Annotated in this window: 19 protein-coding genes; 12 read left to right on the forward strand and 7 right to left on the reverse strand. The window is 70.4% G+C overall.

Going from position 1 to position 24,116, the window contains the following annotated elements:
• The first annotated feature begins 366 nt into the window (after positions 1–366).
• Together ITJ56_RS15710 and ITJ56_RS15715 are read left to right on the forward strand one after the other, a co-directional pair.
• Positions 367–2,310: an FAD-binding monooxygenase gene (locus tag ITJ56_RS15710; RefSeq protein WP_194631568.1), complete on the forward strand. Its 1,944-nt coding sequence runs from the start codon at positions 367–369 to the stop codon at positions 2,308–2,310.
• Between the two features lie 141 nt (positions 2,311–2,451).
• Positions 2,452–3,546, forward strand: coding sequence for a LacI family DNA-binding transcriptional regulator (locus tag ITJ56_RS15715; RefSeq protein ID WP_194631569.1), 1,095 nt, complete (start codon positions 2,452–2,454; stop codon positions 3,544–3,546).
• 37 nt (positions 3,547–3,583) lie between these two features.
• On the opposite strand, the gene ITJ56_RS15720 is transcribed toward ITJ56_RS15715, so the two are convergent.
• Together ITJ56_RS15720 and ITJ56_RS15725 are read right to left on the reverse strand one after the other, a co-directional pair.
• Complete coding sequence (locus ITJ56_RS15720; RefSeq protein WP_194631570.1) at positions 3,584–5,056, reverse strand: APC family permease; 1,473 nt, start codon at positions 5,054–5,056, stop codon at positions 3,584–3,586.
• Between the two features lie 60 nt (positions 5,057–5,116).
• A complete protein-coding gene (locus tag ITJ56_RS15725) occupies positions 5,117–6,151 on the reverse strand; it encodes an SIS domain-containing protein (protein WP_194631571.1) in 1,035 nt (344 codons plus the stop codon).
• A gap of 109 nt (positions 6,152–6,260) precedes the next feature.
• Here ITJ56_RS15725 and ITJ56_RS15730 point away from each other — a divergent pair, with 109 nt between their 5' ends.
• Entirely contained in the window at positions 6,261–7,223 is a 963-nt protein-coding gene (locus tag ITJ56_RS15730; RefSeq protein ID WP_194631572.1) for an ROK family protein, read from the forward strand.
• Positions 7,220–7,975 (forward strand): DeoR/GlpR family DNA-binding transcription regulator, encoded by a 756-nt coding sequence (locus ITJ56_RS15735; RefSeq protein ID WP_194631573.1) that lies wholly within the window; start codon positions 7,220–7,222, stop codon positions 7,973–7,975. Before ITJ56_RS15730 ends, ITJ56_RS15735 begins: the two co-directional genes overlap by 4 nt.
• Here the strand turns inward: ITJ56_RS15735 and ITJ56_RS15740 are convergent.
• Positions 7,965–8,615 carry an HAD family hydrolase gene (locus ITJ56_RS15740; RefSeq protein WP_194631574.1) on the reverse strand — a complete coding sequence of 217 codons (651 nt, stop codon included), beginning with the start codon at positions 8,613–8,615 and terminating at the stop codon, positions 7,965–7,967. The genes ITJ56_RS15735 and ITJ56_RS15740 overlap by 11 nt on opposite strands.
• Before the next feature lie 102 nt (positions 8,616–8,717).
• Here ITJ56_RS15740 and ITJ56_RS15745 point away from each other — a divergent pair, with 102 nt between their 5' ends.
• Both ITJ56_RS15745 and ITJ56_RS15750 read left to right on the forward strand, forming a co-directional pair.
• A complete protein-coding gene (locus tag ITJ56_RS15745; protein WP_194631575.1) occupies positions 8,718–10,769 on the forward strand; it encodes a primary-amine oxidase in 2,052 nt (683 codons plus the stop codon).
• Positions 10,770–11,068: 299 nt separating this feature from the next.
• Positions 11,069–11,314, forward strand: a complete 246-nt coding sequence (locus ITJ56_RS15750) for a hypothetical protein (protein ID WP_194631576.1) — start codon at positions 11,069–11,071, stop codon at positions 11,312–11,314.
• Here the strand turns inward: ITJ56_RS15750 and ITJ56_RS15755 are convergent.
• Positions 11,286–11,903: a TetR/AcrR family transcriptional regulator gene (locus ITJ56_RS15755; RefSeq protein WP_194631577.1), complete on the reverse strand. Its 618-nt coding sequence runs from the start codon at positions 11,901–11,903 to the stop codon at positions 11,286–11,288. The two genes, ITJ56_RS15750 and ITJ56_RS15755, sit on opposite strands and share 29 nt — an antisense overlap.
• A gap of 484 nt (positions 11,904–12,387) precedes the next feature.
• A complete protein-coding gene (locus tag ITJ56_RS15760; protein WP_194631578.1) occupies positions 12,388–13,566 on the reverse strand; it encodes an ROK family protein in 1,179 nt (392 codons plus the stop codon).
• Positions 13,567–13,647: 81 nt separating this feature from the next.
• Between ITJ56_RS15760 and ITJ56_RS15765 the strand changes: the two genes are divergently transcribed.
• The 3 genes from ITJ56_RS15765 to ITJ56_RS15775 are packed head-to-tail and all read left to right on the forward strand — an operon-like array spanning position 13,648 to position 16,622.
• Positions 13,648–14,688, forward strand: a complete 1,041-nt coding sequence (locus ITJ56_RS15765; protein WP_194631579.1) for an SIS domain-containing protein — start codon at positions 13,648–13,650, stop codon at positions 14,686–14,688.
• Positions 14,685–15,626, forward strand: coding sequence for an N-acetylglucosamine kinase (locus tag ITJ56_RS15770; RefSeq protein WP_194631580.1), 942 nt, complete (start codon positions 14,685–14,687; stop codon positions 15,624–15,626). Before ITJ56_RS15765 ends, ITJ56_RS15770 begins: the two co-directional genes overlap by 4 nt.
• Before the next feature lie 48 nt (positions 15,627–15,674).
• On the forward strand, positions 15,675–16,622 hold the full coding sequence (locus ITJ56_RS15775) for a helix-turn-helix domain-containing protein (RefSeq protein ID WP_323749843.1): 948 nt from the start codon (positions 15,675–15,677) through the stop codon (positions 16,620–16,622).
• On the opposite strand, the gene ITJ56_RS15780 is transcribed toward ITJ56_RS15775, so the two are convergent.
• The gene (locus ITJ56_RS15780) at positions 16,580–18,205 is read right to left on the reverse strand and encodes an APC family permease (RefSeq protein WP_228518051.1); all 1,626 of its coding nucleotides are present in this window, start codon (positions 18,203–18,205) and stop codon (positions 16,580–16,582) included. The two genes, ITJ56_RS15775 and ITJ56_RS15780, sit on opposite strands and share 43 nt — an antisense overlap.
• A 177-nt stretch (positions 18,206–18,382) precedes the next feature.
• Here ITJ56_RS15780 and ITJ56_RS15785 point away from each other — a divergent pair, with 177 nt between their 5' ends.
• Positions 18,383–19,795, forward strand: coding sequence for an aldehyde dehydrogenase family protein (locus tag ITJ56_RS15785; protein WP_194631581.1), 1,413 nt, complete (start codon positions 18,383–18,385; stop codon positions 19,793–19,795).
• Between the two features lie 63 nt (positions 19,796–19,858).
• On the opposite strand, the gene ITJ56_RS15790 is transcribed toward ITJ56_RS15785, so the two are convergent.
• A complete protein-coding gene (locus tag ITJ56_RS15790) occupies positions 19,859–21,298 on the reverse strand; it encodes a helix-turn-helix domain-containing protein (RefSeq protein ID WP_323749844.1) in 1,440 nt (479 codons plus the stop codon).
• Positions 21,299–21,426: 128 nt separating this feature from the next.
• Here ITJ56_RS15790 and ITJ56_RS15795 point away from each other — a divergent pair, with 128 nt between their 5' ends.
• Complete coding sequence (locus ITJ56_RS15795; protein ID WP_194631582.1) at positions 21,427–23,391, forward strand: phosphoenolpyruvate carboxykinase (GTP); 1,965 nt, start codon at positions 21,427–21,429, stop codon at positions 23,389–23,391.
• A gap of 38 nt (positions 23,392–23,429) precedes the next feature.
• Positions 23,430–24,101, forward strand: a complete 672-nt coding sequence (locus tag ITJ56_RS15800; protein ID WP_194631583.1) for an IclR family transcriptional regulator — start codon at positions 23,430–23,432, stop codon at positions 24,099–24,101.
• Positions 24,102–24,116: the final 15 nt, after the last annotated feature.

Consider the following 24,116-nt stretch of genomic DNA (forward strand, 5'->3'; position numbering starts at 1 on the left):
TCAGGTCGGAGAAATATCGAGTACGTCGCCACAGCACACCATCCATCAGGTGTTGCAACCACCGCAAGAACCCAAGGATCAGCTACCGGGCAGACCGCTTGATACTGCTCAGCCATCACGCAACACCGGACGAGCTTCAGGGCGGTACTCTTCGTCAGGAGTGTGAGTCGTCGAGGCCGGCGGCGGTCCACGCCTTCGAGCCGAGGATGATCGCGACATCACGCCCACAGTCCTGACAGGACGCTAGATCGCCCGAGGCCGCCCGTCCCCGCGGTTGCCTCGCCACCGGTCCTCTCGTACTGTTGCGCTCAATAGACGAACATCGTGTTCGTATAAAGAACGTCAGCACGGCGAAGTGAGGACATTGTGCAGTTTCATCACGAGGGGTACGTCTCCGGCGACCCGCGACGGCAGCCGGCGGCCGGGGCTGGGGTCGGCCGACCTGGCGAACTCCCGGACGCCGTCGATGTCCTCATCGTCGGCGCCGGTCCCGCCGGCATGATCGCCGCCGCGCAGTTGTCGCAGTTCCCGTCGGTCGTCACGCGGATCGTCGATCGGCGTCCGGGTCGTCTCGAGATCGGGCAGGCGGACGGCATCCAGGCCCGGAGCGTCGAGACCTTCCAGGCGTTCGGCTTCGCCACCCGCATCACCGAGGAGGCCTACCGGATCACCGAGATGGCCTTCTGGAAGCCGGACCCGGAGGATTCCTCCCGGATCGTACGCACCGCCCGTGTGCCCGACGATCCGCACGGGATCAGCGAGTTCCCGCACCTCATCGTGAACCAGGCGCGCGTCCTCGACTACTTCGCGGAGTACATGGAGAACGCTCCGACACGGATGCGTCCTGACCACCGGTACGAGTTCGTCGGACTCGAGGTGCACGACGACGATGAGTACCCGGTCACGGTGACACTCCGTGAGACCGAGACCGAGACCGAGACCGAAACTCCGACTTATACCGCGACCGGAACCACGACCACCCCGACCGGGGCGGAACGTGTGGTCCGCGCCAAGTACGTCCTCGGTGCGGACGGCGCCAGGAGCGGTGTCCGCGCTGCGATCGGCTGCACGCTCGCGGGGGACCAGGCGCAGCACGCCTGGGGTGTAATGGACGTACTCGCGGTCACGGACTTCCCGGACATCCGTACCAAGTGCGCGATCCAGTCGGGGTCCGGGGGTAACATCCTGCTCATCCCGCGAGAGGGCGGGCAGCTCTTCCGCATGTACGTGGACCTCGGGGACGTCGCAGCGGACGACGCGGGAGCGGTGCGTCGGACCTCGGTGGAGCAGATCGTGGCGCAGGCGAACGCGATCCTCGCGCCCTACACGCTCGACGTGAAGGACGTGGCCTGGCACAGCGTGTACGAGGTGGGACACCGCCTGACCGACCGGTTCGACGACGTCCGGCCGGAGGAGGGCAGTCGGGTGCCGCGAGTGTTCATCGCCGGCGACGCCTGTCACACGCACAGCGCCAAAGCCGGCCAGGGCATGAACGTGTCGATGCAGGACGGGTTCAACCTCGGGTGGAAGCTGGGCCACGTCCTCACCGGCCGGGCGCCCGAGTCGCTGCTGTCGACGTACTCCGCCGAGCGGCAGGTCATCGCACGCGACCTCATCCAGTTCGACAAGCAGTGGTCGTCGATGATGGCCAAGCGGCCGGAGGACTTCGACGACCCGAGTGAGCTCGAGGACTTCTACACCCGCACCGCGGAGTTCCCCGCCGGGTTCATGACGCAGTACGCGCCATCGATCATCACCGGCACGGACGAGCACCGGAGCCTGGCCGAGGGCTTCCCGATCGGCAAACGCTTCCGCTCGCCTGCAGTCGTCCGGGTCGCCGACGGCAACCCCGTCCAGCTCGGTCACCACCATCGCGCGGACGGCCGGTGGCGCATCTACGCCTTCGCGGACGCCGGTGGCACCGCGCTCCGGGAGTGGGCCGAGTGGCTGGAGCGCTCTCCGGAGTCCCCGCTGGTGCGGTACACGCCGGGGGACCATGACCCGGACAGCGTGTTCGACGTGAAGGTGGTCCTGCAGGAGGAGCACGGGGAGGTCGACCTCAGTGCCGTCCCTGAAGTGTTCCGGCCCCGCACCGGTCCGTTCGGCGTGGTCGACCACGAGAAGGTCTACGCAGCGGACCCGACGGACGACGTATTCGACGCGCGGGGGGTCGGCCGGAACGGTGCCGTCGTGGTGGTCCGACCGGACCAGTACGTCGCCCACGTGCTCCCGCTCACCGCGCGCGACGAGCTCGCCGCATTCTTCGCGCCGGTGCTGGTGCCCGTCGCGGAGCCGGTGACGAACGGCTGAGCCCGGAGCGGACCGCGACGCGTCCGTGTGCGGACGGGAGCCTCGGAGCCGGACCGGCACCGGGCCTCCCGTCCATCAGCTGGGCGCGTCTGCGCCGGTGGCGTGCCGGGGGACCGCACGGCGGTCAGTACAGTCGTCCTGATGGACAAGACGCCTGCAACTCCCGGTCGCCGCCCGACGATCTCCGAGGTGGCGAGAGCAGCCGGAGTGGCTCGCGCGACCGCTGCTCGTGCTCTCGGCGACTACGGCTACGTGAGCGACGAGGCGAAGGAGCGTGTGCTCGCAGCGGCGGCGAAGTTGTCCTACCGTCCGAACGAGCTCGCGCGCAGCGTCGCGTCGAAGCGGTCGCGCACGCTCGGGGTCATCGTTGCGGATGCTGCTGAGCCGTTCTTCGGTGAACTGGTCCGCGGCGTGTCTCAGGCGGCGCGGCTCGCCTCGTTCGACGTTGTGGTGGTGGACACGGGTGGCGATCTCGCGCTCGAGCGTTCGGGGGTGCGAGCTCTGCTCGACAAGCGCGTGGACGCGCTCGTGGTGGCGTCCGCCGAACCGCTCGACGGTCGGGCGCCGCACCTGCACGACGCGGTGCGTGACGGCGTCCCGATCGTCCTCGTCGACCGGGAGGTCCGTGGCGTGCCGGCGGACGTCATCGTCACGGACAGTCGCCGGGCGATCGCCGACGCCGTCGGGGAGCTCGCAGAGCTCGGCCATGAGCGGATCGCGCTCATCTGGGGGCCGGAACTCGCCGCGCCACCGCACACCACCGATGACCTCGTGGCGGCGATGCGCGGGGTGGTGTCGACGGGCGCGGACCGTGTGCTCGGGTACCTCGACGGTCATGCCGACCACAGCCTCCCGGTCGACCTGGACCTGGTGGCCCTGGTACCGGAGGACCGCGCTGCGGGCGAGGCCGCGATCATCGGCATGCTCGGCGGAACGCAGCGGCCGAGCGCGATCGTGGCCACCGACTCGAACGCGACCCTCGCCGCACTCGCGGCGACGAGGGCGGCGGGACTCCGCGTGCCGGGCGACATCGCGATCGTAGGGTTCGACGAGACGCCGTGGGCAGCGTTCACGGATCCGCCGCTGACGATGCTCGACCAGTCCGGCGAGACCGTCGGACGCGCTGCCATGGCGGCCGCCTTGCGCCGGATCGACGGAGACGAGGGCCCGCACTCGCGGAGCCTCGTCTCGATGACCATCGTTCGCCGAGGGTCCGTCGGCCCCCGCGAGGTGTGATTGGCTCGATCCGGTCGCGGAGCCTCGGTGGCCTGGTTCAGTCGCGTGCCGTGCTCACTTCGGCGAGCACGCGTGCCCGTTCTTCCCGCGCGACGACCCAGTACGGCGAGGCGCGGACCCGCCGGACGAGCGGACCTGCGAGGAGCGCGAACAGTACCGCGGCGGCCAGGAAGCACCCGGCGATCACCGGGAGTCGTCCGAGTGTGCCGGGTTGGAACGGGTAGACGCTCGAGAACAGCGTGTAGCCGGTCACCGCGGCACCGAGGAGGGCCACGAGGGTCGTCCCCCATTCGCGGAGCCGAGCGAACCAGACGATCGACGCCGCCGAGACGATCAGGTAGATCAGCGTCGTTCCGAACGCAGTGGTGGTCGTCACGTACGCGAACGCCGTCGCGTCGTCGAGTCCCGAGAACGCAAGCGGGACCCAGGCGACCAGGCACATCGCTGTGCCGAAGAGCACCAGCTTGGTCGGCACGTGGGTGCGGCGGCTCAGCGCGGCCCACGATCGAGGTGCGAGGCCGTCCCGGATCATCGCGAAGGCCACGCGGGCACCGCCGCCGAGGCAGGCGCTGACCGCGGCGAGGCCAGCGATCATGACCGTGCAGTTCATCAGGAAGGCGACGACGGTGCCGAAGTGCGCGGTCGCGAGCGTGAGCATCGGGACTCCCTGCGCGGCGAGCTTCTCGACGCTGCCGAAACCGACGAACTGGAACCAACTGGCGAACGTGTACGTGCAGCCTGACAGCAGCAGGGCGGTCCACATCCCACGCGGGATCACGCGTTTGTTGTTCTTCGTCTCTTCACTGAGCACGAGTCCGCCTTCGAATCCACCGAAGGACGAGAACGCCACGACGACGCCGAGGAACACCTGCGACGGCTGGTACCCGGTGAGCGAGAAGGCGGCCCAGACGTCTTGCCCGTGCATTGCCGCTGACGTCAGCACGACGACCCCGAGTGTGATGAGCGAGATGAACCCCAGCGTCTCGATGATCGCGATCACACTGGTGAACCACTTGACCGGGCCGAGAGCGAGCACCGTGGCGAGCACCGTTGCCAGGGCGGTGAACACCGGCCATGGCACGTCGACGCCGGTCAGGGTGTTGGCGGCGTTCGCCGCGAGCCCGCCGAAGTTCACTGCGATGCCCCCGCTCGAGAGCAGGAGCGTGAAGCAGTAGAGGAGTCCAACGACCACGGCGGTCCGCACGCCGGCGATCACGCCGGCCAGGAAGTAGGATCCGCCGGCCGATTCGAAGCGGCGGGCGAGGCGGACGAAGACATGGACCAGCAGCGCACCGGCCGCGATCCCGAGTGCGAAGGACACCGGGCCAGGGGTACGTGTCACGCTCGCCATGACTGCGGCCATGACGGCCGTCCCGGCGGTGGGGCCGGACACGGCGATCGGCTGTGCCAGGTTCCGGACGAAACCGATGCTGTTCGCGGCGAGTCGGAGCCCGTGCTCGTCCTGGTGCGCCGGGCTGGTGGAGGTCGGGGGTTGCGTCTTCGTCGACATGGTTCCTCGGGTCAGTGCGTACTTGGGTGGGGGGAGTGGAACGGGAGTGGGCGTCGTCCGTCAGCGCACGGTCGTGACCTGGCTGATGTGGCGGAGGCGTCCGGGTTCGATGCCGCGACGGCCGGCCGCGGCGACGCTGACGAGCTGCATCAGGGTGAACTCGAGGAGCGGCCTTGCCGCCGCCGGGACCTCGGGGAGGGTCAGGTTCTGACCGGGGCCGTCGACGTGGTCGATCCACGTCACGGCTCCGCCCCGGTCGAGGACGTCCTGGGCCAGCCGGGCGTTGAGCACACGGTCCTCGCCGATGCCGGCGAGGACGAACGTCCGCAGTGCCCCGTCGGCCAGCTCCAGGGGACCGTGTCGGAACTCGGCGCTGCCCATCGCCTCGATGGGTGTCTTCGCGGACTCCTTCACCACGAGGGCACCACCGCGAGCGGCGGTCAGCGAGGCACCGCGGGCGAGCGCGAAGAGGACGGTGCGGTCGAGATGCGCCTCGCGTAGCTCGCCCAGCAGCGCGGGCGACCGGTCAAGCAGGTCGGTCATGGCGTCGGGCGACGAGGCGAGCTCCGCTGTCACCGATCCGCCGAGCAGGGCGTCGCCGAGCCGGTGCAGGACGAGCGCGCCGTTCGCGAACCCCCCGGTCCCGGTGAACGCGGTGTTGGGCGTGCCGCACCACAGGGGCGCGACGATGTCCGCGGCCCGTGCGAGCGGTGACTGCTCGTCGTTCACGACCGCGACGAGTCGGGCACCGGTGGAGGGGACTCGCTCGAGCAGCTCGAGCACCTCGCCCGAGGCGCCCGAGTGCGAGACGACCACGAGCAGGGTGCCCGGACGGACCACCGGCCAGCCGTGCCCGAGCAGTTCGGACATCTCGAAGTGCCACGATTCGACCCCCCTCGCGGCGAAGCGCAGGTGCAGCGGCCAACCGGAGTGGTTGGATCCGCCCATCCCGGTGAGCACCACCCGGTCGATCGCGCCGAGGAGCCGCCGGGCGGCCGCGGTCGCGAACGGATCGGGGGCGTCGAGCGCATGGCGCAGCAGCGTCGGTTGGAGTCGGATTGCGTCGAGGTACGAGTCGGGGGCGTCGTGGTGCATGGTTGGAACGCTAACCGTGATGTTTGAAACGAACAAGCAGAAGCGAGTTACAAGTGTGTTTCAAACACCCACTGTTCGATCTGCACGCTCTTGTGGCACACTGCTCGGCATGACACACGGTGACTGGTGGATGGGCATCGATCTGGGCGGCACCAACCTGCGAGTCTCGGCCGTTGGGGCAGGCGGAGCCGTCCTGGCTTCCCGAGCGGAGGACGTCCTCCACCACACCGCCGACGCGGCCGGGTCGTTCGGGCAGGTGCTGGCCGCGGCAGCCAAGTGTGTCGCCGAGCTCGGCTCCGCACCTGTCGCTGCGGGCATCGGCGCGACGGGTCCTGTCGACGTCGGGGCGCGCTCGATCGACAACGACTTCACGCTGCCGCCGTCCCTCAACGGTCCGGTCGGGGCGGTGCTCGAGCGCGCACTCGGGATCGCTGTCGCCGCGATCAATGACGCCGACGCCGCGGCGCTCGCAGAGGCTTGGTGTGGGGTCGCGGCCGGCGCGCAGAGCTGCGTCTCGGTCACGCTCGGCACCGGTATCGGCGTCGGGCAGGTCCGGGATGGCCGCGTCGTCGAGGGCCGTGACCGCCGCCACGCGGAGGCCGGACACCACACCATCGACCACCGCGGACTCCGCTGCGCGTGCGGCGGGCGCGGTTGCTGGGAGCTGTCCGCGTCCGGGACGTCGATCGGGGTCGCCATGGAGCGGCTGACCGGTCGTCGTTGGCGGGGTGCGGACGTCGCCGCCGCCGCCCGCGCGGGCGATGCCGATGCGCTCGTCGTGTTCGACGAGTACGCAACCGCTGTCGCCGCCGGCCTCGGGAACGTGATCGCGTTCACCGAACCCGACGTCGTCGTGCTCGGCGGGGGCGTCACGGAGGACGCCGCGCTCTTCCTGCCGGCCGTCCGGGAGCGGCTGTCCGCGTGGTGGATCCATGACCCCGGCGCGGTCCGGATCGAGGTCGGCGCGCTCGGCTGGCGCGCCGGCTCCGTCGGTGCAGCGCGGGCGGCGATGCTCGTGTCCGGTGCGGGAGCACGCACCGCGACCGCGCTGACCGCTAGGAATGACCTGTGAAGCAGCGCGACCGGCACGAACGCATCCAGTCCGTCCTCGCCGAGCGCGGCAGCGTCCACGTCGGGGAACTCGCCGGTGATCTGGGCGTGTCCGAGATGACCGTCAGGCGCGACTTCGAGCGGCTGGAGTCGGACGGCGTCCTGCTGCGGGTGCACGGGGGAGCGGTGCCGGCGGTGTCCCGCAGCGCCGGCTCCCGGTTCGCCACGCGCCTCGGCGAGGACGAGAACGCCAAGCGGCGCATCGGTGCGGTCGCGGCGGGGCTCATCGGTGACGGCGAGACCGTTGTTCTGGACGGGGGGACGACGACGCTCCACGTCGCCCGGGCATTGGCGGCTGGCGGAGCGCGTCGCGTCATCACCACGGACCTGCACCTCGTCGAGGTACTCGCGGACAGTGCCGTCACGCTCGAGCTGCCGCCGGGGATCCTCCGGCCGCAGGAGCACGGGCTGTACGGCTCCGAGACCGAGGCGTACCTGGCGCGCTTCTACACCGACGTGTTCGTCCTCAGCGCCGCCGGCGTCGACGTCCGGGCCGGCGTCACCGAGCCCGACCCGGACGACAGTGCCGTGAAACGTGCCGCGATGCGCAACGCACGCCGGACCGTGCTGGTTGCAGACGTGTCGAAGATCGGTCGGATCGCCTACTCGACGGTATGCGCGCTCGCGGACGTGGATGTCCTCGTCACCAACGCCGAGACGGAACTGACACTCGCCGCCCGCGAGCTCGGTGTCGAGGTGCACGTCACGGCATGAACCCCGGATCGTCGAGGAGCGCTGCGACGTCCCGCAGGTCCGCGACCACTCCGTGCGCCTCCGCGAGCTGCGCCGTCGGCGTGATGCCTCCGGCATACCCGATCACGACCATCCCGGCTGCCCGCGCCGCGGCGATGCCGCTCCGACTGTCCTCGACGACGACCGTGCCGCCAGGTGGGTGGCCGACGGTCGCGGCGGCGTGCAGGTAGACGTCCGGCGCTGGTTTGCCGTGCTCGACGTCGTCGGCGCTGAAGACGTTGCCTCCGAAACGGGGGAGCAGACCGGTGAGTGCCAGGTTCCGTTCCAGGCGGGGCCGCGGTGCATTCGACGCGACCGCCACCGGCAGGGTCAGGGCATCGAGGAGCTCCTCGATGCCGTCGACGCTGCGCAGGTCGCGCTCGAACGCGGTCCGGAAGCGGTCCTCGAACTGCGTCTCCCACCCGGCGGGCAGGTGCAGTCGGGACGCGATCTCACTGCGGTAGTGCTCATCTGTCGTCCCGAGGAACCGGTCGAGGAACTCCTCGGGAGTGATGTCCCACCCGAGTTCGCGGAGGATCTGGACGTCGATGTCGACCGCGATCCGCTCACTGTCCACCAGGACGCCGTCGCAGTCGAAGACGATGAGTTCAGGGCGGCGCATACGGACCTTCCGGAGAGATGAAACACGATTGTAACGCGCCTGTATCCTTTTTCGAACAAGCGCTCAATAAAGTAGCCGCATCGACGAGGATCGGAACCGAGCATGACCATCGACACACCCGCCACTCCGACGGTGGACACCGCCCTGACGGCGCTCCACCCCCTCCGCCCCCTCGCTGCAGCGGAGATCGACGCCGCGCGCAGCGTGCTCTCCGACGCGGGGCTGGTGTCGGCATCGACACGCTTCTCCTACGTGATGCTCCGTGAACCCGACAAGCGAGACGTGCTCGCCTTCGAGGCTGCGCTCGCGAACGGCACGACGCCCGAACCGCTGGTTCGTGAGGTGGGCGCGCTGCTCACCGACCTCGACACCCTCCGTCTCACGCAGGTCGTCGTCGACCTCGCCGCCGCCGCGGTGTCCGTCCGGAAGGAGCTCGACAGCGCTGTCGACGGATTCGGGCCGACCTTGGACGAGGACTTCGTGATCGCGGATGAGATCGTCAAGTCGGACCGGGTATGGATCGAGGCGATCGGGCGGCGCGGCGTGGTCGACCTCGACACGGTGCGGACAGTGCCGCTGTCGGCCGGTGTCTTCGGGTACGAGGACGAGGTGGGCCGCCGCGTGTACCGGGTGCTCGCGTTCCAGCAGCTGTACCCGACCGACTCGGCGTGGGCACACCCGATCGACGGCGTCGTCGCACACATCGACATCGACGCGCGCAGGGTCCTGCGTGTCGTCGAGACGCCGATCGAGCACGTGCCGCAGGAATCCGGCGATTACCTCGACCCCCAGGTGAGCGGGCCGGAGCGGACGACTCTGAAGCCGATCGAGATCACCCAGCCGGACGGAGTGAGCTTCACCCTGAAGGACGGCGTTCTCGCATGGGAGGGCTGGAAGGTCCGCGTCGGCTTCAACGGCCGCGAGGGACTGACCCTGCACCAGCTCTCCGTCACTCAGGGTGAGGAGACGCGGCCCGTGATGTACCGCGGGTCGGTGTCCGAGATGGTCGTCAACTACGGCGACCCCACCCCGACGCACGCCTGGCAGAACTACTTCGACGTCGGCGAGTACCAGTTCGGGCGCCTCGCGAACTCGCTGGAACTCGGGTGCGACTGCCTGGGCGAGATCACCTACGTCGACGCGGTGGTCGTCGACGACCACGGCCAGCCGAAGACCATCCCGAACGCGATCTGCATCCACGAGGAGGACTACGGCGTCCTCTGGAAGCACCGCGACGACTTCGCCGGGACCTCCGAGACCCGGCGGCAGCGGCGACTCGTGGTGTCGTTCTTCGTCACGGTCGGCAATTACGACTACGGCTTCTACTGGTACCTGTACCTGGACGGCACGATCCAGCTCGAAGGCAAGGCGACGGGGATCGTGTTCACCTCCGGTCACGACGGGGAGAACGAGTACGCGACGCCGCTCGCCCCCGGCCTCGGTGCACCGGTGCACCAGCACCTGTTCTGCGCACGGCTGGACATGACCGTCGACGGCACGAAGAACCACGTCGACGAGATCGACGTGGCACGGGTGCCGGTCTCCGCCACCAACCCCTGGGGCAACGCGATCACCAGGACGCGTACCCGCCTCAGGACGGAACGGCAGGCCACGCGAGACGCGGATGGCGGGCTCGGTCGTGTCTGGTCCATCGAGTCGGACGAGCGCACGAACCGGGTGGGTGAGCCCACGGCGTTCGTGCTCTACCCCGAGGGCAAGCCCACGCTCCTCACCGCCGACGACTCGTCATCGCGGAAGCGCGCCGGTTTCGCCGGACACCACCTCTGGGTGACGAAGTACGACCGCGACGAACTGTGGGCAGCCGGATACACGGTCAACCAGCACCCCGGCGGCAACGGCCTTCCGGCATACGTGGCAGGCGACCGCAGTGTCGACGGCGAGGACATCGTCCTGTGGCACACCTTCGGGTTGACGCACTTCCCGCGGCTCGAGGACTGGCCGATCATGCCGGTCGACTACGCGGGTTTCACGATGAAGCCGCACGGCTTCTTCGACCGGAACCCCACGTTGGACGTTCCGGCCTCGTTGTCCTCCCACGGTTCCTGCCACGCGGACGGGCACCACGACGCGCAGGTCCAGGAGCCCGGCGGACACGGTGCGCCGACCGCTGGCCACGGCGACCACCAGCACTGATCGTGGGCGTCGAACTGGCGATGCTCGCCCCGCCGGCGCTCTCGTTCTGCTGCGCCGCCGGTGTGCGTCCATCGTGGCGCTCCGTACTACCGGCACTCGTCATGGTGCTCGCCATGGCTGCCAGTGCGGTGGCGGGCATGTCCGTCCGCTTCGGTGTGCCTCCTCGCGGCGGCGGTCACCCTGCTGTCCGCGCCGGTCGCGCTGCGCCGTCGCCAGGGGGCGGTCCACGCGATGGACCTGCACCGTGCGCTCTCCGCTGTCGTTATGGGGGCCTGCTCGTCGGTGCGAGCGGCGACCAGATGGCGGCAGTGGGCGGACACCTGGGGAGCCTCCAGACCGTCGTCGTCGCCGGCATCGCCGGCTACCTCGTCTTCTCGGCAGTGTTGGTCGTGCGGACCATCGGTCACGGTCGAAACGACCTGGAGGCACCGATCGCGTCGGGCGGATCGGCGCCGGTCCGCCGGCGGGTCTCCTCGGTGATGCTGCTCAGCGTTGTCGAAGTGACCGCGATGGCGGTCAGCGTTGCGTGGATGGCGTCGATGTGACCCTCGTTCGCCAGGGGAGGAGCACCGTGTCGACGACGGCACCGTGCTCCTCCGACGTCGTGGAACCCGCACCGAGCACCTCGGCGACCTGCTGACCGGACGTCACCGACGCCAGGAGATGCACGATCCGTTCCGTGGGGGTGGCGGGGTCGAGTTCGCCGTCCTCCACCGCCTCGTCGAGGGCGAGCCGGATGCGGTCCCACCACACGGTCTCGCCGCCCATCCGTGCGGTGAGGAGCGGGCGGGTGGCCGCCCGACCCCAGAAACCGACGATGACCGCGGCTTCGTCCCGGGTCTCCTTGTCGAACGGCAAGACCTCGTGGACGACCGCATCGAAGAGTGCGAGCCCGCGGAGGCCGCTGCTGGCACGCTCGATCCGAGCCGTGGTGTTGTCGATCGTCCTGATCGCGGCCGCCTCGACGACCCTGTCGAAGTTCCGGAAGTAGTGCCAGATCGCACCGGACGCGACGCCGAGCTCGTCCGCCAGCGCCCTCGTCGTCGCCGCCTCGTAGCCGTCACGCGCGACGATCCGCAGGAAGCCGTCGACGATCTCGGCGCGGCGCTGGTCATGGTCGACGATTTTCGGCACGTTCCGATCCTCCCAGCCCCGCGGGGGCCCGTCGCGCCCCTCGCTCGTCCCATCGAAGTCGAAACGGAGAGCTTACAGAGACCACACGTCTTCCGAACACATGCTCAACAACGTCGAGGCACCCAACAGGCGAGGAGCCGGCACATCCCACACCGCCGTCGACACCACTCCAGCGACCACCAATCAGCATTCCGCTCGCAACGGCGGCGGTGTCCCCTTCGACCACGTCGCCGCGGGTGTCATCGTGCTGCTCTTCGCCGTCGGGTCCACGGCCATGACTCACCACGTCAAGGACGCTGGTGCGTTGTGTCGTCCATCGGCGCGGCTCTGGGGAAGGCGACCGGCACCGCTGCGGCCTTGGCTGCCCGCTTCACGTACGTCGCCATCCAATCCGCAATCGCGTGTGTGCTGACCTTCCGTAACGTGGTCGCTCGGTCCGGCCACTACCGAACCCGTCTGATCAGATCGAGGCGGTGTTCGGACTTCAGCGTTCAGCCCTCGCGGTGAGCTCGGGCGAGGCGCTTCCCGCGGCACCCTCAGCTGGCCCGGTCGACGGGGACTCGGACAACGCGCGCCGTGCGGTCCGCAGCGCGAGGGTCGCCGCGCCCTCGGCGCCGGCCCGTCCTCCGACGGCCGCGGTCGCCAGGGTCGTGTACCCGTTCAGCTCGTCGAGACGCTCGGCGGCGGCGGCGAGGAACGCGTCCCGACGCCCGACGGAGCCGCCGAGGACCACGAGGCCCGGGTCGACGACGGCCGCGACGAGGGCGGCGAGGTCGCCGAGCGACGAGCCGATGCGCCGGACCGCCATCCGGGCGTCGTCGTCGACGGCGGAGGCCGCGAGCAGGTCGTCGAGGCCGAGCGGGCCGCCGTGCGCCAGGAGTCCGGCTGCCCCGAGGCGTCGCTCGAGACCGAGAGGCTCCGGGTCCGTGTCCGGGCTCCAGGGGTGCGGCGCGAAAGCGATCTCGCCCGCCGCGCCGTTGACGCCCCGGACCAGCGCACCGGCGAGCACGAGCGCGGCGCCGATGTGTCGCCCGACGTGCAGGTACGCGTACGTGTCCACGCCGGCGGCGCTCCCCGTCTCGCCCTCGGCGACGGCTGCGCAGTTGACGTCGTTCTCGATCGCCCAGGCGCCGTCAGCCGCGATCAAGGGGGTCATGCCGGCGGTCAGCCCCTCGACGTCGAACCTGTCCGGGTCAACCGGAACGCCCGGGCGCCGGGCCGTCCCGGTGGCGAACGACGGGACGGCGGCGACCACCGCGCGGAGAGGACCGTGCGCATGCAACCGGGCGACGAGGTCGCGGGCCGTCCCGATCGCCGTCAGCACCGTGGCCGGGGCATCACGACGACCGTGGTCGCGGGCGTGACGGTCGGCAGCGAGGACCGATCCCGCGAGGTCCCGTGCGACGACGGCGACATGGCCTGCCCCGACGTCGATGCCCAGCACCCAACCGGCGTCGGGTGCGACGCCGAAGATGGTCGCAGCGCGTCCGACCGTGCCGCCGACGACCCGTAGCGGCACGACCAAGCCGAGCGCCTCGAGCTCGAGGAGCGCCGTGCGGACGGAGGGGCGGGTGACCCCGGTCGCGGTGCTGAGCTCCGGACGTGTCGCCTCGACGGCGGTGAAGAGCGCGCGGAGGACGAGGCGGGCGAGCGGGGACGGCACGCGTTCATCGTGCCACCTCCGGGCTTGCGGCGAAGCCTTTGGAAAAGGTAATTTGCTTTTTCAACCTCTTGGAAGGCAAACATGATCGAGTTGCAGCCCTTCTCCCGCACGCCCTTCGCTGACGTGGTCCGCGCCGAGCCGACGATCCTCGCCGAGGTCGTCCAGACGTTCCCGGAGACGCTCCGCGCCGCGCCGCTCGACGATCTCGTCCGTGCGCGAGACGTCCTGTTCGCCGGGATCGGAGCGAGTCATGCCGCACTCGCCGCCGCGGTGCACGTGCTGCGCACCGCCGGGGTCCGGGTGCACCGGAGCACCTGTGCTGACCTCCCGGCCGGGTCAGCCCTCGCCGACGCGGTGCTCGTGGTGTCGCAGAGCGGCCGCAGCACCGAGACGCTCGCCGCGCTCAGGGCCGCGCCGGCCGGACATCGCTGGGCGCTCACCAATGCGTCGGTGTCACCGGTCGGCAACGCGGCCGACGTCGCACTGTCGCTCGGCGGGCAGCCCGACAGCCTGGTCTCGAGTGCCGGCTACACGGGGACGGTCGCAGCACTCGGGCAGCTGGTCGACCGCTGGACCACCGGGTCCGTCGCCGGCTCTTGGGGTGCCCTGCCGGAAGTCATCGTGGAAGCCGTCGACCGGTCGCGCGCGGTTGTCGAGGCGTTCGCCGACCACGTGGCATCGGTCGCCGCGGTCGACGTCGTCGCTTCGTCGGCACTCGTCGGCGCGGCGGAGAACGCCGCGCTCCTGCTGCGGGAAGGGCTCGGCATCCCCGCCACGGGCACCGAGACCCGCATGTACCTGCACGGGCCGCTCGTACCCGGTCGGAACGTGGCTCGCGTGCTCATCGGTGACGATCGCGAAGGGCGACTGGTCGGTGAGCTGCCGGACCCCGACACGTCGGTTCTCCTGTTCACCGGGCCGGCGCTCGCGGCGCGAACGCCGTTCCACGTCGTGCTCCCGGACCTCCCTCCGGCGCAGCGTTCGATCGTCGCGACCGTGGTCCTGCAGCACCTCGTCCTGGCGGTCGGGGAGCGGATCGGCCGCGGCGTCCCGACGACCCTCGACGAGTTCCCGACGACCGACGACACGAAGGTGGGCATCAACGTGGAGCTGGGACGGTGATCGGGGCACCGGTCTTGGTCGGCGTCGACCTGGGCGGGACCAAGATCACGGTCTGCGTCGAGACCGCGGCCGGTCGGACCGAGCGGTCCTGGCCCTCGTCGGGTCTCTTCGACGTAGATCTGGGCCAGCGCGGCCGACGTGTCGCCGAGCTGATCGCATCGGTGCTCGTGACCGTCGAGGCCGGCAGCTCGCCGCGCGTCGGCATCGGGGCGCACGGGTGCGACAGCGAGGAGCAGTGCGCCGCTCTGGCGGCGGGCGTGCGCGCCGGGCTCCCTGGCGCCGTCACGACGGTCGTGAACGACGCCGAACTGCTCCCGCTCAGCTCTGACGAACCGGCCGTCGGCGTCGTCTCGGGCACCGGCAGCATCGCGGTCGGACGAAGTGCGGACGGTGAGCCGATCCTCGCGGGCGGCTGGGGGTGGTTGCTCGGGGACGAGGGCGGCGCGAGCGGGATCGTCCGGGAGGCTGTGCGTGCAGTCCTCGAAGCCGTGCAGCAGGACCCGACCGATGTCGATCCGCTCATCGAAGCCGTTCGGACGGCGTTCGACGTCCCATCGGTGGCGGACCTCCCGGAGCGCGTCTCCACGATGCCGCCCGACGAGTGGGCCGATCGGTGCCGGGTGGTCTTCGCCGCCGCGGATGCCGGGTCCGTCCGGGCGCTGCGGGTCATCGACGACGCCGCTGACCACCTCCTGCACCTGGTGCAGACCCTCCGTCGACGTGGAGTCGTCTTCGGCGCGGTCGTCGCGGCCGGGAGTGTCGTGGTCCGGCAACCGCGACTCGAGCGGGCGTTCCGGGAACGGCTTAGGCTGCTGGATGCGCCGGTGCGACTCGTCGTCCTCGATCGGGCCCCGGTGCTCGGTGCGCTCCGCCTGGCGTCCCGCGGGAGATCGAGCAGTCGCTCAATATCTTTGACCGCGGTCGGTGAGGCGGGGTAGCCTCCTCTCCATCGAGCGGGACGACGGAGTCCGCCGAGTGAGGTGCACGTGAAGCAGACGACCAGGACCGCCGACGCGCACGCGGTCTCGACGACCCGAGACCCGGGTCTGTTCGCGCAGGCCGTCACAGCGGCTTTCGTCCCCCTGCGGGTCGAGCGTCCGCAGCACGGCGCGTTCTGGGGGCGGCTCCGGTCCGGGCGCGCGGCCGACCTCAGTGTGACCGAGGTCGTGGCCCAGCCGCACAGGGTGGTCCGGGAACCCGAGGGCGTGCCGAACGAAGTCGACGGCTCGTACAAACTCAGTCTGCTGCTCGCCGGCCGGGCGATCATCGCCCAGGACGGCCGTGAAGCCGTGCTCAGCCCCGGCGACCTGACCCTGTACGAGACGAACCGGCCGTACCTCCTGGAGACGGATGAACCGTTCTCGATGGTGGTCCTGATGTTCCCTCGCCGCGGGCTCGGGCTCCCGCGTCACCGCGTCGACGAGCTGACCGCGGTGCGAATGGGAGGCGAGGCCGGCGTCGCCGACCTCGTCCGTCCCTTCGTCGCCCGGTTGCCGATGCACCTCGCCGACCTGGACGGACCGGCAGGTGTCCGGATCGCCCACAGCACCGTCGAACTCGTGTCGACGCTCGTCGCCGAACGGGCCGGCCCCTCGCCGGATCCCCGTCGCGAGCTCGTCGAACGCTGCAAGCGCTGGATGGAGGACCGGCTGTCGCATCCGGACCTGGCCCCAGGTTCGGTCGCCGCGGCGCACTTCGTCTCCACACGCCAACTGCACGCGCTGTTCCACGAACAGGGGGAGACGGTGTCCGGATGGCTCCGCGGACGACGGCTCGAACGCTGCCGGGCGGACCTGCTCGACCCCGCCCTGTCAAACCAGCCGGTCGCCGCTATCGCGTCCCACTGGGGCTTCGTCGACCCGACGCACTTCAGCAGGCTCTTCCGCGCGACCTACGGCTGTCCGCCGCGGTCCCTCCGCACCCGTCCGGCCTGAGGGCGGATCGCGGCGCTGTCAGCCGTGAGGGTCGCGTCGTCGAGTCCGTCGCCGACGATCGGGACGCTCGCCGTGACACCGTGGCCGATCTGCTGGTACACATCGGGCCGTGCGCGCCGCAGCCACAGACCGTACCCGACCCCGAAGAAGGCCGGGACGACGGCGATCGCCGGCAGGAGGAACGACGCGGCGGTCGGGGGAGCCGCGGGGTCGCTGGTCAGCAACACCGTGAAGTTGACGACGATGAGCACGAAGACGGTGAACAGCGCGACCGCTGAGACGACCGGCGCGACGACCGCTTGCCAGACCCCGACAGGGTGGTCGTGTCGTCGGAAGTACCCGATCACAGCGACGCTCGTCACCGCCATGAGCAGGACCAGACCGAGGGCCCCCGCGTTCGTGAGCCACGAGAACAGCGTCAGCACCGGGAAGAGCGCGGCCGGAGCGCCCTCGGGCGGTGTCCAGGCTGTCCCGGCGATCGCGAAGGCGACGACCACGACCAATGCGAGCACCGTCTGGCAGACCGAAGCGAACCAGGGCGCTCCGCTGGTCGAACGGACCTCGGCGAGCCGGGCCGGGAGCACGCCCTCGCGTCCGAGTGAGTACCCGTAGCGGGCGACCGCGTTGTGGAAGCTGACGAGTGCTGCGAACAGACTCGTCAGGAAGAGCACGTGACCGACATCGCCGACGACCCCTCCGAGGTGTTTCGCCAGGAACGTGAAGACCAGGTCCGGCCCCTGCCTGGCGGACTCGTCGACCACGGCGCCGACGCCGGTCCCGACGATCATCGCCCACGACGACAGCGCGTAGAAGACCGCGATGATGCCGACAGCCACGAAGGTCGCGCGACCGACCGTCCGCTTCGGGTCCTTCGCCTCCTCCCCGTAGATCGCGGCGCTCTCGAAGCCCATGAAGGCCGCGATGCCGAACGCGAGGACGGCGCCGAACCCCTCGACGAAGAGGTCCTGCGGACCGAGCGGTGCGGCCGAGCGACCCTCCGGTGCGACGATAAACCCGCCGACGTCGAACGCGATGACGACGACGAACTCCGCCGCCACGAGCACGCCGAGGACCTTGGCCGACAGGTCGACGCGGTTGACGCCGAGGACGCCGACGACTCCGATGCACACGACGACGCCGACCCACCAGGGCACGTCGAGGCCGAGCCACGTCGCCAGGAGTGACGACACGGTGTACCCGAACATGCCGTAGATGCCGATCTGCATCATGTTGTACGAGATGAGCGCGGTGATCGATGCGCCGACGCCGGCCGGCCGGCCGAGGCCCTGCGCGATGTACGCGTAGAAGGCCCCGGCGTTCACGACGGTGCGGCTCATCGCGGCGTACCCGACCGCGAACAGTGCGAGCACGACGCCCAACAGGACGTAGGCCAGCGGCACGCCCAGTACCCCGGTCACCGCGAACGTCGTGGTCACGCCACCGGCCAGGACGGTCAGCGGGGCCGATGCGGCGATGATCATGAACGTGATGGCGGGGACGCCGAGCTTTCGTCGATCGAGCCCGGTGTTCGTACTCGTACTCGTACTCGTACTCGTACTCGTTGCACGTGTGATGTCGTCCATCCTGGTCCTCCTCGTCGAGTCGGGACGGTGTCCTGGTCATCCTCCCGGCGGCGACGCCGGGCACGTTCGGCTCACCGCGCACGGTCCTTGACCACGCGCGCACGCCGACCGATGCCCGCGTGACGCGTGGTGGCCAGCGACGGAAGATTGCGTCGACACTGCAACGAGGAGGTTGTCATGACGACGACGACGTCGACCATCCTGGAGTCGATCACGGTCCCCGCGGACCACGGGAGGGCGATCCCCGACGCGGCAACCCGGGAGACCATCGGGCACGCCCCGGTCCACGACCCCGCGCACCTGGACACCCTCGTCCGGCGGGCGCGCAGCGCTCAGCCTGCCTGGGCCGCGCTCGGGCACGAGGAACGCTCGCGCGTCCTGAACGCGATAGCCACGGAGATCGAGGCGAGCGCCGAGGAGCTCGCGGTGATCCTGTCCCGCGAGCAGGGCAAGCCGCTCGACGGTCCGAACGCCCGGTTCGAGATCGGTGCCGCGGCCGTGTGGACCCGGAGCGCGGCCGACATCCCGCTCGAGCCCGAGGTCGTCGTCGACGACGGTGGGCAGCGCGCCGAGGTGCACCACGACCCGCTCGGGGTCGTCGCTGCCATCGGACCCTGGAACTGGCCCGTGATGATCGCGGTCTGGCAGATCGCCCCGGCACTGCGCATGGGCAACACCGTCGTCCTCAAACCGTCCGAGTACACGCCGCTCTCGGTGCTCGCACTGGCCGAGGTCTACAACCGTCACCTGCCAGAGGGCGTGCTCTCGGTGATCGTCGCCGACCGGGGCATCGGATCGGCCCTGACGAAGCACCCGGACGTCGACAAGATCATGTTCACGGGGTCGACGGCGACGGGGCGTCGCATCGTCGAGGCCTCCGCCAGCAACCTCGCACGACTCACGCTCGAGCTCGGCGGCAACGACGCCGGCATCGTGCTCCCCGGAGCGGACGTTGCCGCGATCGCAGACGACCTCTTCTGGGGGATCTTCATCAACACCGGCCAGACCTGCGCCGCACTGAAGCGCCTGTACGTCCACGACTCGGTGTACGACGAGGTGGTCGACGCACTCGCCGAGCGTGCGCGGACGATGCCGATGGGCAACGGTCTCGTCCCAGGGAACGTGCTCGGCCCGTTGCAGAACCAGCAGCAGTTCGACATCGTGTCGCGGCTCGTCGAGGACGCCCGTGCTGCGGGCGGTCGCGTCGTGGCCGGTGGTGAACCTGCACCGGAACTCGGCCCCCTGTTCTACCGCGCCACCGTCGTCGCCGACGTCGAGGACGGGACATCCCTGGTGGATGAGGAACAGTTCGGGCCAGCGATCCCCGTGCTGCGCTACCACGAGGTCGACGACGCAGTCCGCCGGGCGAACGCGTCCGAACAAGGTCTCGGTGCCTCGGTCTGGAGTGCAGACCGCGACGAGGCGCTCGCGGTCGCGAAGCGCCTGGCCGCCGGCACCGTGTGGATCAACAAGCACGGCACGCTCGACCCGCGCGTGCCGTTCGGTGGGACGAAGGCGTCGGGCTACGGGCAAGAGTTCGGCGTGGCCGGACTGAAGGCCGTCGCCGCACCGAAGGTCATCGCGTACTGAGGATCCGGCAGTGCCCGGCACCGGCGACGGTGCCGGGCACTGCCGCGTACTGGGGCGTCGCGGTCACAGCTCCGCGTGCGCCTCGAGGAAGCGGTAGACCTCGGCGTCGTCGACGCCGGGGAACCGGCCGGTCGGCAGCGGCGCGAGGACGTGTTCCCCGAGCCTGGCGCTCGGCCACACTCGGTCGTGCCACCGCGCCTCGAGCGCAGCGGCGGGACGACGGCAGCAGGACGGGTCCGGGCAGGTCGACCGTTCCCGGTTCGTCGTCTCACGACCACGGAACCATTTGGCGTGCGCGAACGGGGTCCCGAGAGTGATCGAGAACTCATCGTCGTCCGTGCCGGTCTGCGCGCTGCACCAGAAGGTCCCGCGTGGAGTGTCGGTGTACTGGTAGTGCTCGCGGGTCCGGTTGCGGTGGGCGAAGGCCGTCCTGGCGGCCGACCTCGCGCAGATGACCTGCCCGACGATCCCGCCGCCCGCGTCGGTGGGCAGCTCGATGCCGTCGTTCTCGTAGCCCTTGACGATTGCACCCGATCGCCTGACGCGGAGGAAATGCACGGGGAGGTCGAGGAACCGGGTCGCGAGGCTGGTGAACCGGTGCGCCGCCGTCTCGTGAGTCACACCGAAGGCGTCCCTGAGGTCTTCGAGGGCGATGTCTCTGCGGTCCTTCGCCGCGCGGAGGAACGGCACCGCGGTGTCCCGCGGCACAAGGCACGCCGCAGCGAAGGTCGTGATCTCGATCCGCTGACGCAGGAAGTCGGCGTAGTCGACTGGCTCGCGGTGCTCGAGCAGCCGGTGCGCCAGCGCCTGGAGCGCGAGGCTCCGGAGGCCGTGGCCGCCCGGTGTCGATGCCGGCGGCAGATAGATGCGTCCGTGCTCGAGGTCGGTCACGCTCCTGGCCGCATTCGGCAGGTCGTCGACGAAGACGAGTTCGAAGCCCAGGTGCTGCGCGAGACGGGAGACGGTGTGGTGTGTGAGGGGACCCAGCGGCCGTTCGATGGAGTCCATCAGGTCGGCGGCCCGGTCCTCGATCTCCTCGCGGTAGTTGTCCAGCCGCTGCCCCTCCAGCCGGAGCTCGACCATCGCCCGGCGCGCCGCCTCCGGTGTGGCGAGCGACTCCCGGGTGCGGCGCTCGAGCTCACCGAGCAGAGCGACGATCGTCGCGAGCGCGTCGTCCGGGAGCGATCGCCGCACCTCGATGTGGGGGACGTCGAGCCGGCTCGCGATGGGCGTGCGCTGCAGCCGGTCGAGCTCGAGCTCGAGCCGCGCTCGTTCCGAGGGTGGTTCCGGGCGCAGCAACTCCATCACGGGGACCTCGAGTGCTGCGGCGATCCGCTCGAGCACCGACGGCCTGAGTTCGCGACGACCGTTCTCCACCAGCGAGAGCTGGCTGGCCGCGAGACCGACCCGCTCGGCGAGTCCACGGAGGGTGAGACCCGCCATCGTGCGGAGGTGCCGGATGCGCAGCCCGATCCGGAGTGGAGTGGAGGTGTCGTCGTGCACGTCGGCCCCTTCGCCGATGGTGTTCCGAGAAACGGAAATCCTCGGAATGTTCTTCGCTGGATCGTATACGCCTCGGACTCCGACGGTCGAGACTCTAAACAATCGACGGAAGACGAGGAGGAGCGACGATGTCGACGCTCACGACCACCCCCGCACTACACCAGCACCGTTACCCGCCACTGCCGGTCCCACGGCTTCCCGACGTGCCGGACGGCGTGTGGCACCACGGCGTCGCGAACCGGTCGCTCGCGGAGTGGGTCGCCCGCATCGTCCGCCTGGCCCGTCCCGACGACGTCGTGTGGCTCACCGGTGCGGACGACGAGTGGGAGCGACTGACCACCGGCATGGTGGAGTCCGGCGCGCTCCTCCGACTCGACCCGGCGCTGCGGCCGGACAGCTTCCTCGCGCGGTCCGACCCGGACGACGTCGCTCGAGTCGAGGACCGGACCTTCGTCTGCTCCCGTACCGCACGCGAGGCCGGGCCGACCAACAACTGGTGGGACCCGCGCGAGGCGCACAACGAGCTCGACCGCCGCTTCGCCGAGAGCATGCGCGGCCGGACCATGTACGTGGTGCCCTACTCGATGGGTCCGGTCGGCGGCGCCATCTCCCAGCTCGGCGTGCAGGTGACCGACTCGGCGTACGCCGCGCTCTCGCTGACCGTGATGGCACGCGTCGGCGACGACGCGCTGGCCGAGATCGGACCGGACACTCCATGGGTCGCAGGTGTACACAGTGTCGGATTCCCGCTCCGGAAGGGAGACGGGACCCGGCGTGAGGACGTGCCCTGGCCGAGCAACCCCGTCAAGTACATCGCTCACTTCCCGGAGGAGCGGGCGATCTGGTCCTACGGCTCCGGGTACGGCGGCAACGCGCTCCTGTCGAAGAAGTGCTTCGCGCTGCGGATCGCGAGCGTCCTCGGACGGGATGGCGGATGGCTCGCCGAGCACATGCTGGTGCTCCGGCTCACGTCGCCCGACGGGCGCATCACCCACGTCGCCGCGGCCTTCCCGAGCGCCTGCGGCAAGACCAACCTGGCGATGCTGCAACCGACCCTGCCAGGATGGCGCGTCGAGACGATCGGCGACGACATCGCCTGGCTCCGACCAGGAGCAGACGGCAGACTGTGGGCGATCAACCCCGAGGCCGGTTTTTTCGGGGTCGCCCCCGGCACGAACGAAGCGTCCAACCCGGTGGCGGTCGACACCATCCGGAAGCACACGATCTTCACGAACGTCGCCCTGACCGACGACGGGGACGTGTGGTGGGAGGGCCGCACCCCGGAGCCGCCTGCGCACCTCACCGACTGGCGCGGGCAGGACTGGACGCCGGGCGCCGGACGGCCAGCAGCACACCCGAACGCACGCTTCACAGTCCCGGTCCAGCAGTGCCGCACGCTCGCGGACAGCTGGGCCGAGCCGGACGGTGTGCCGATCGACGCGATCGTCTTCGGCGGCCGACGTGCCACCAACGTCCCCCTCGTGACCGAGGCGCGGGATTGGACCCACGGCGTCTTCGTCGGCGCCACCGTCTCCTCCGAGACGACCGCGGCACAGGAGGGAGCACTTGGCGTGCTCCGGCGCGATCCCTTCGGCATGCTCCCCTTCGTCGGCTACGACATGGGCGACCACTGGCAGCACTGGCTCGACGTCGGGGCACGGCTCGGTGAGCACGCTCCGCGGATCTTCCAGGTCAACTGGTTCCGCAAGGGCGACGACGGCTCCTTCCTGTGGCCGGGGTTCGGCGAGAACGTCCGGGTCCTCGCGTGGATCGCCGACCGCGTGCACGGCGCGGCCGACGCTGAGGAGACCGGGCTCGGCCTGCGTCCTGTGGCCGGGGCCCTGGACCTCGACGGGCTCACACTCGGGGACGACACGCTCGCGGCCTTGTTCGCAGTGGACCCGGAGAGCTGGCTCGACGAGTGCGCACGGACAGACGAGTTCTTCGGCCAACTCGGCGAATCAGTGCCCCCGGAGCTGCACGAGCACCTCGCGGCGCTCCGGTCCCGCCTTTGGCACGACCACGAGGGCACGGCGCCGCACCCGAGCGCGTCCCGCACCACCGTCGGGACAGCCGTCACCCGGGCGGCGTGACCCAGAGTCCCGACGTCACGCCCGGTAGCGTGAGCGCCATGCCGTCCTCCGAACCCCGCGCCCTGGACGCCCCGTCCCAGACCCTGTCGCGCGGCATCGCCGTGCTGGAGGTGCTCGCCGACGTCGGCCCCCTCTCGATCGACGGCCTGGCGAACCGGCTCGGCCTGCACCGCTCCGTCGTGTACCGCCTCGTACGCACCCTTGAAGCGCACGGGCTCGTCGTGCGGGGCGCGGAGGGTCTGCTGCGGCTCGGTCTCCGGCTGGCAGCGCTCGCGCGTGGCATCGACTCCGGTGTCCGGGCCGTGGTCGAGCCGGTCCTGGCCGAGGTCGCCACCGAGCTCGGGATGACCGCTTTCGTGGTGGTCCACGACCACGGCGAGTGCGTGACGCTGGAGAGCATCGAACCACCCCGGGCCGTGGTGAGCGTCGCACAGCACCCCGGTACACGTCACCCGCTCGGCGTGGGTGCGCCGGGCCTCGCGATCGCGCGCGCACTCGACGGCGACACGGCGAAGCCGTCGTGGCAGGCATCATCGGGGGAGGTGATCCCGGGCCTCCGCTCGGTCGCTGTGCCCCTCAGCGTCCCGGGATGGGCTGCTGCGGCGCTCGCCGTGGTCTTCATCGACACGACGGTGGAGGACGCCACCATCGGCGCCCGGCTGGAGCACGCCGTCGAGCGCGTCCAGCGCGCTGCAGCGGCTGCACATTGACGGCACGGAGGCTGC

The organism is Curtobacterium sp. VKM Ac-1376 (genome assembly GCF_015351025.1).
In the GTDB taxonomy this organism is placed as follows: domain Bacteria; phylum Actinomycetota; class Actinomycetes; order Actinomycetales; family Microbacteriaceae; genus Curtobacterium.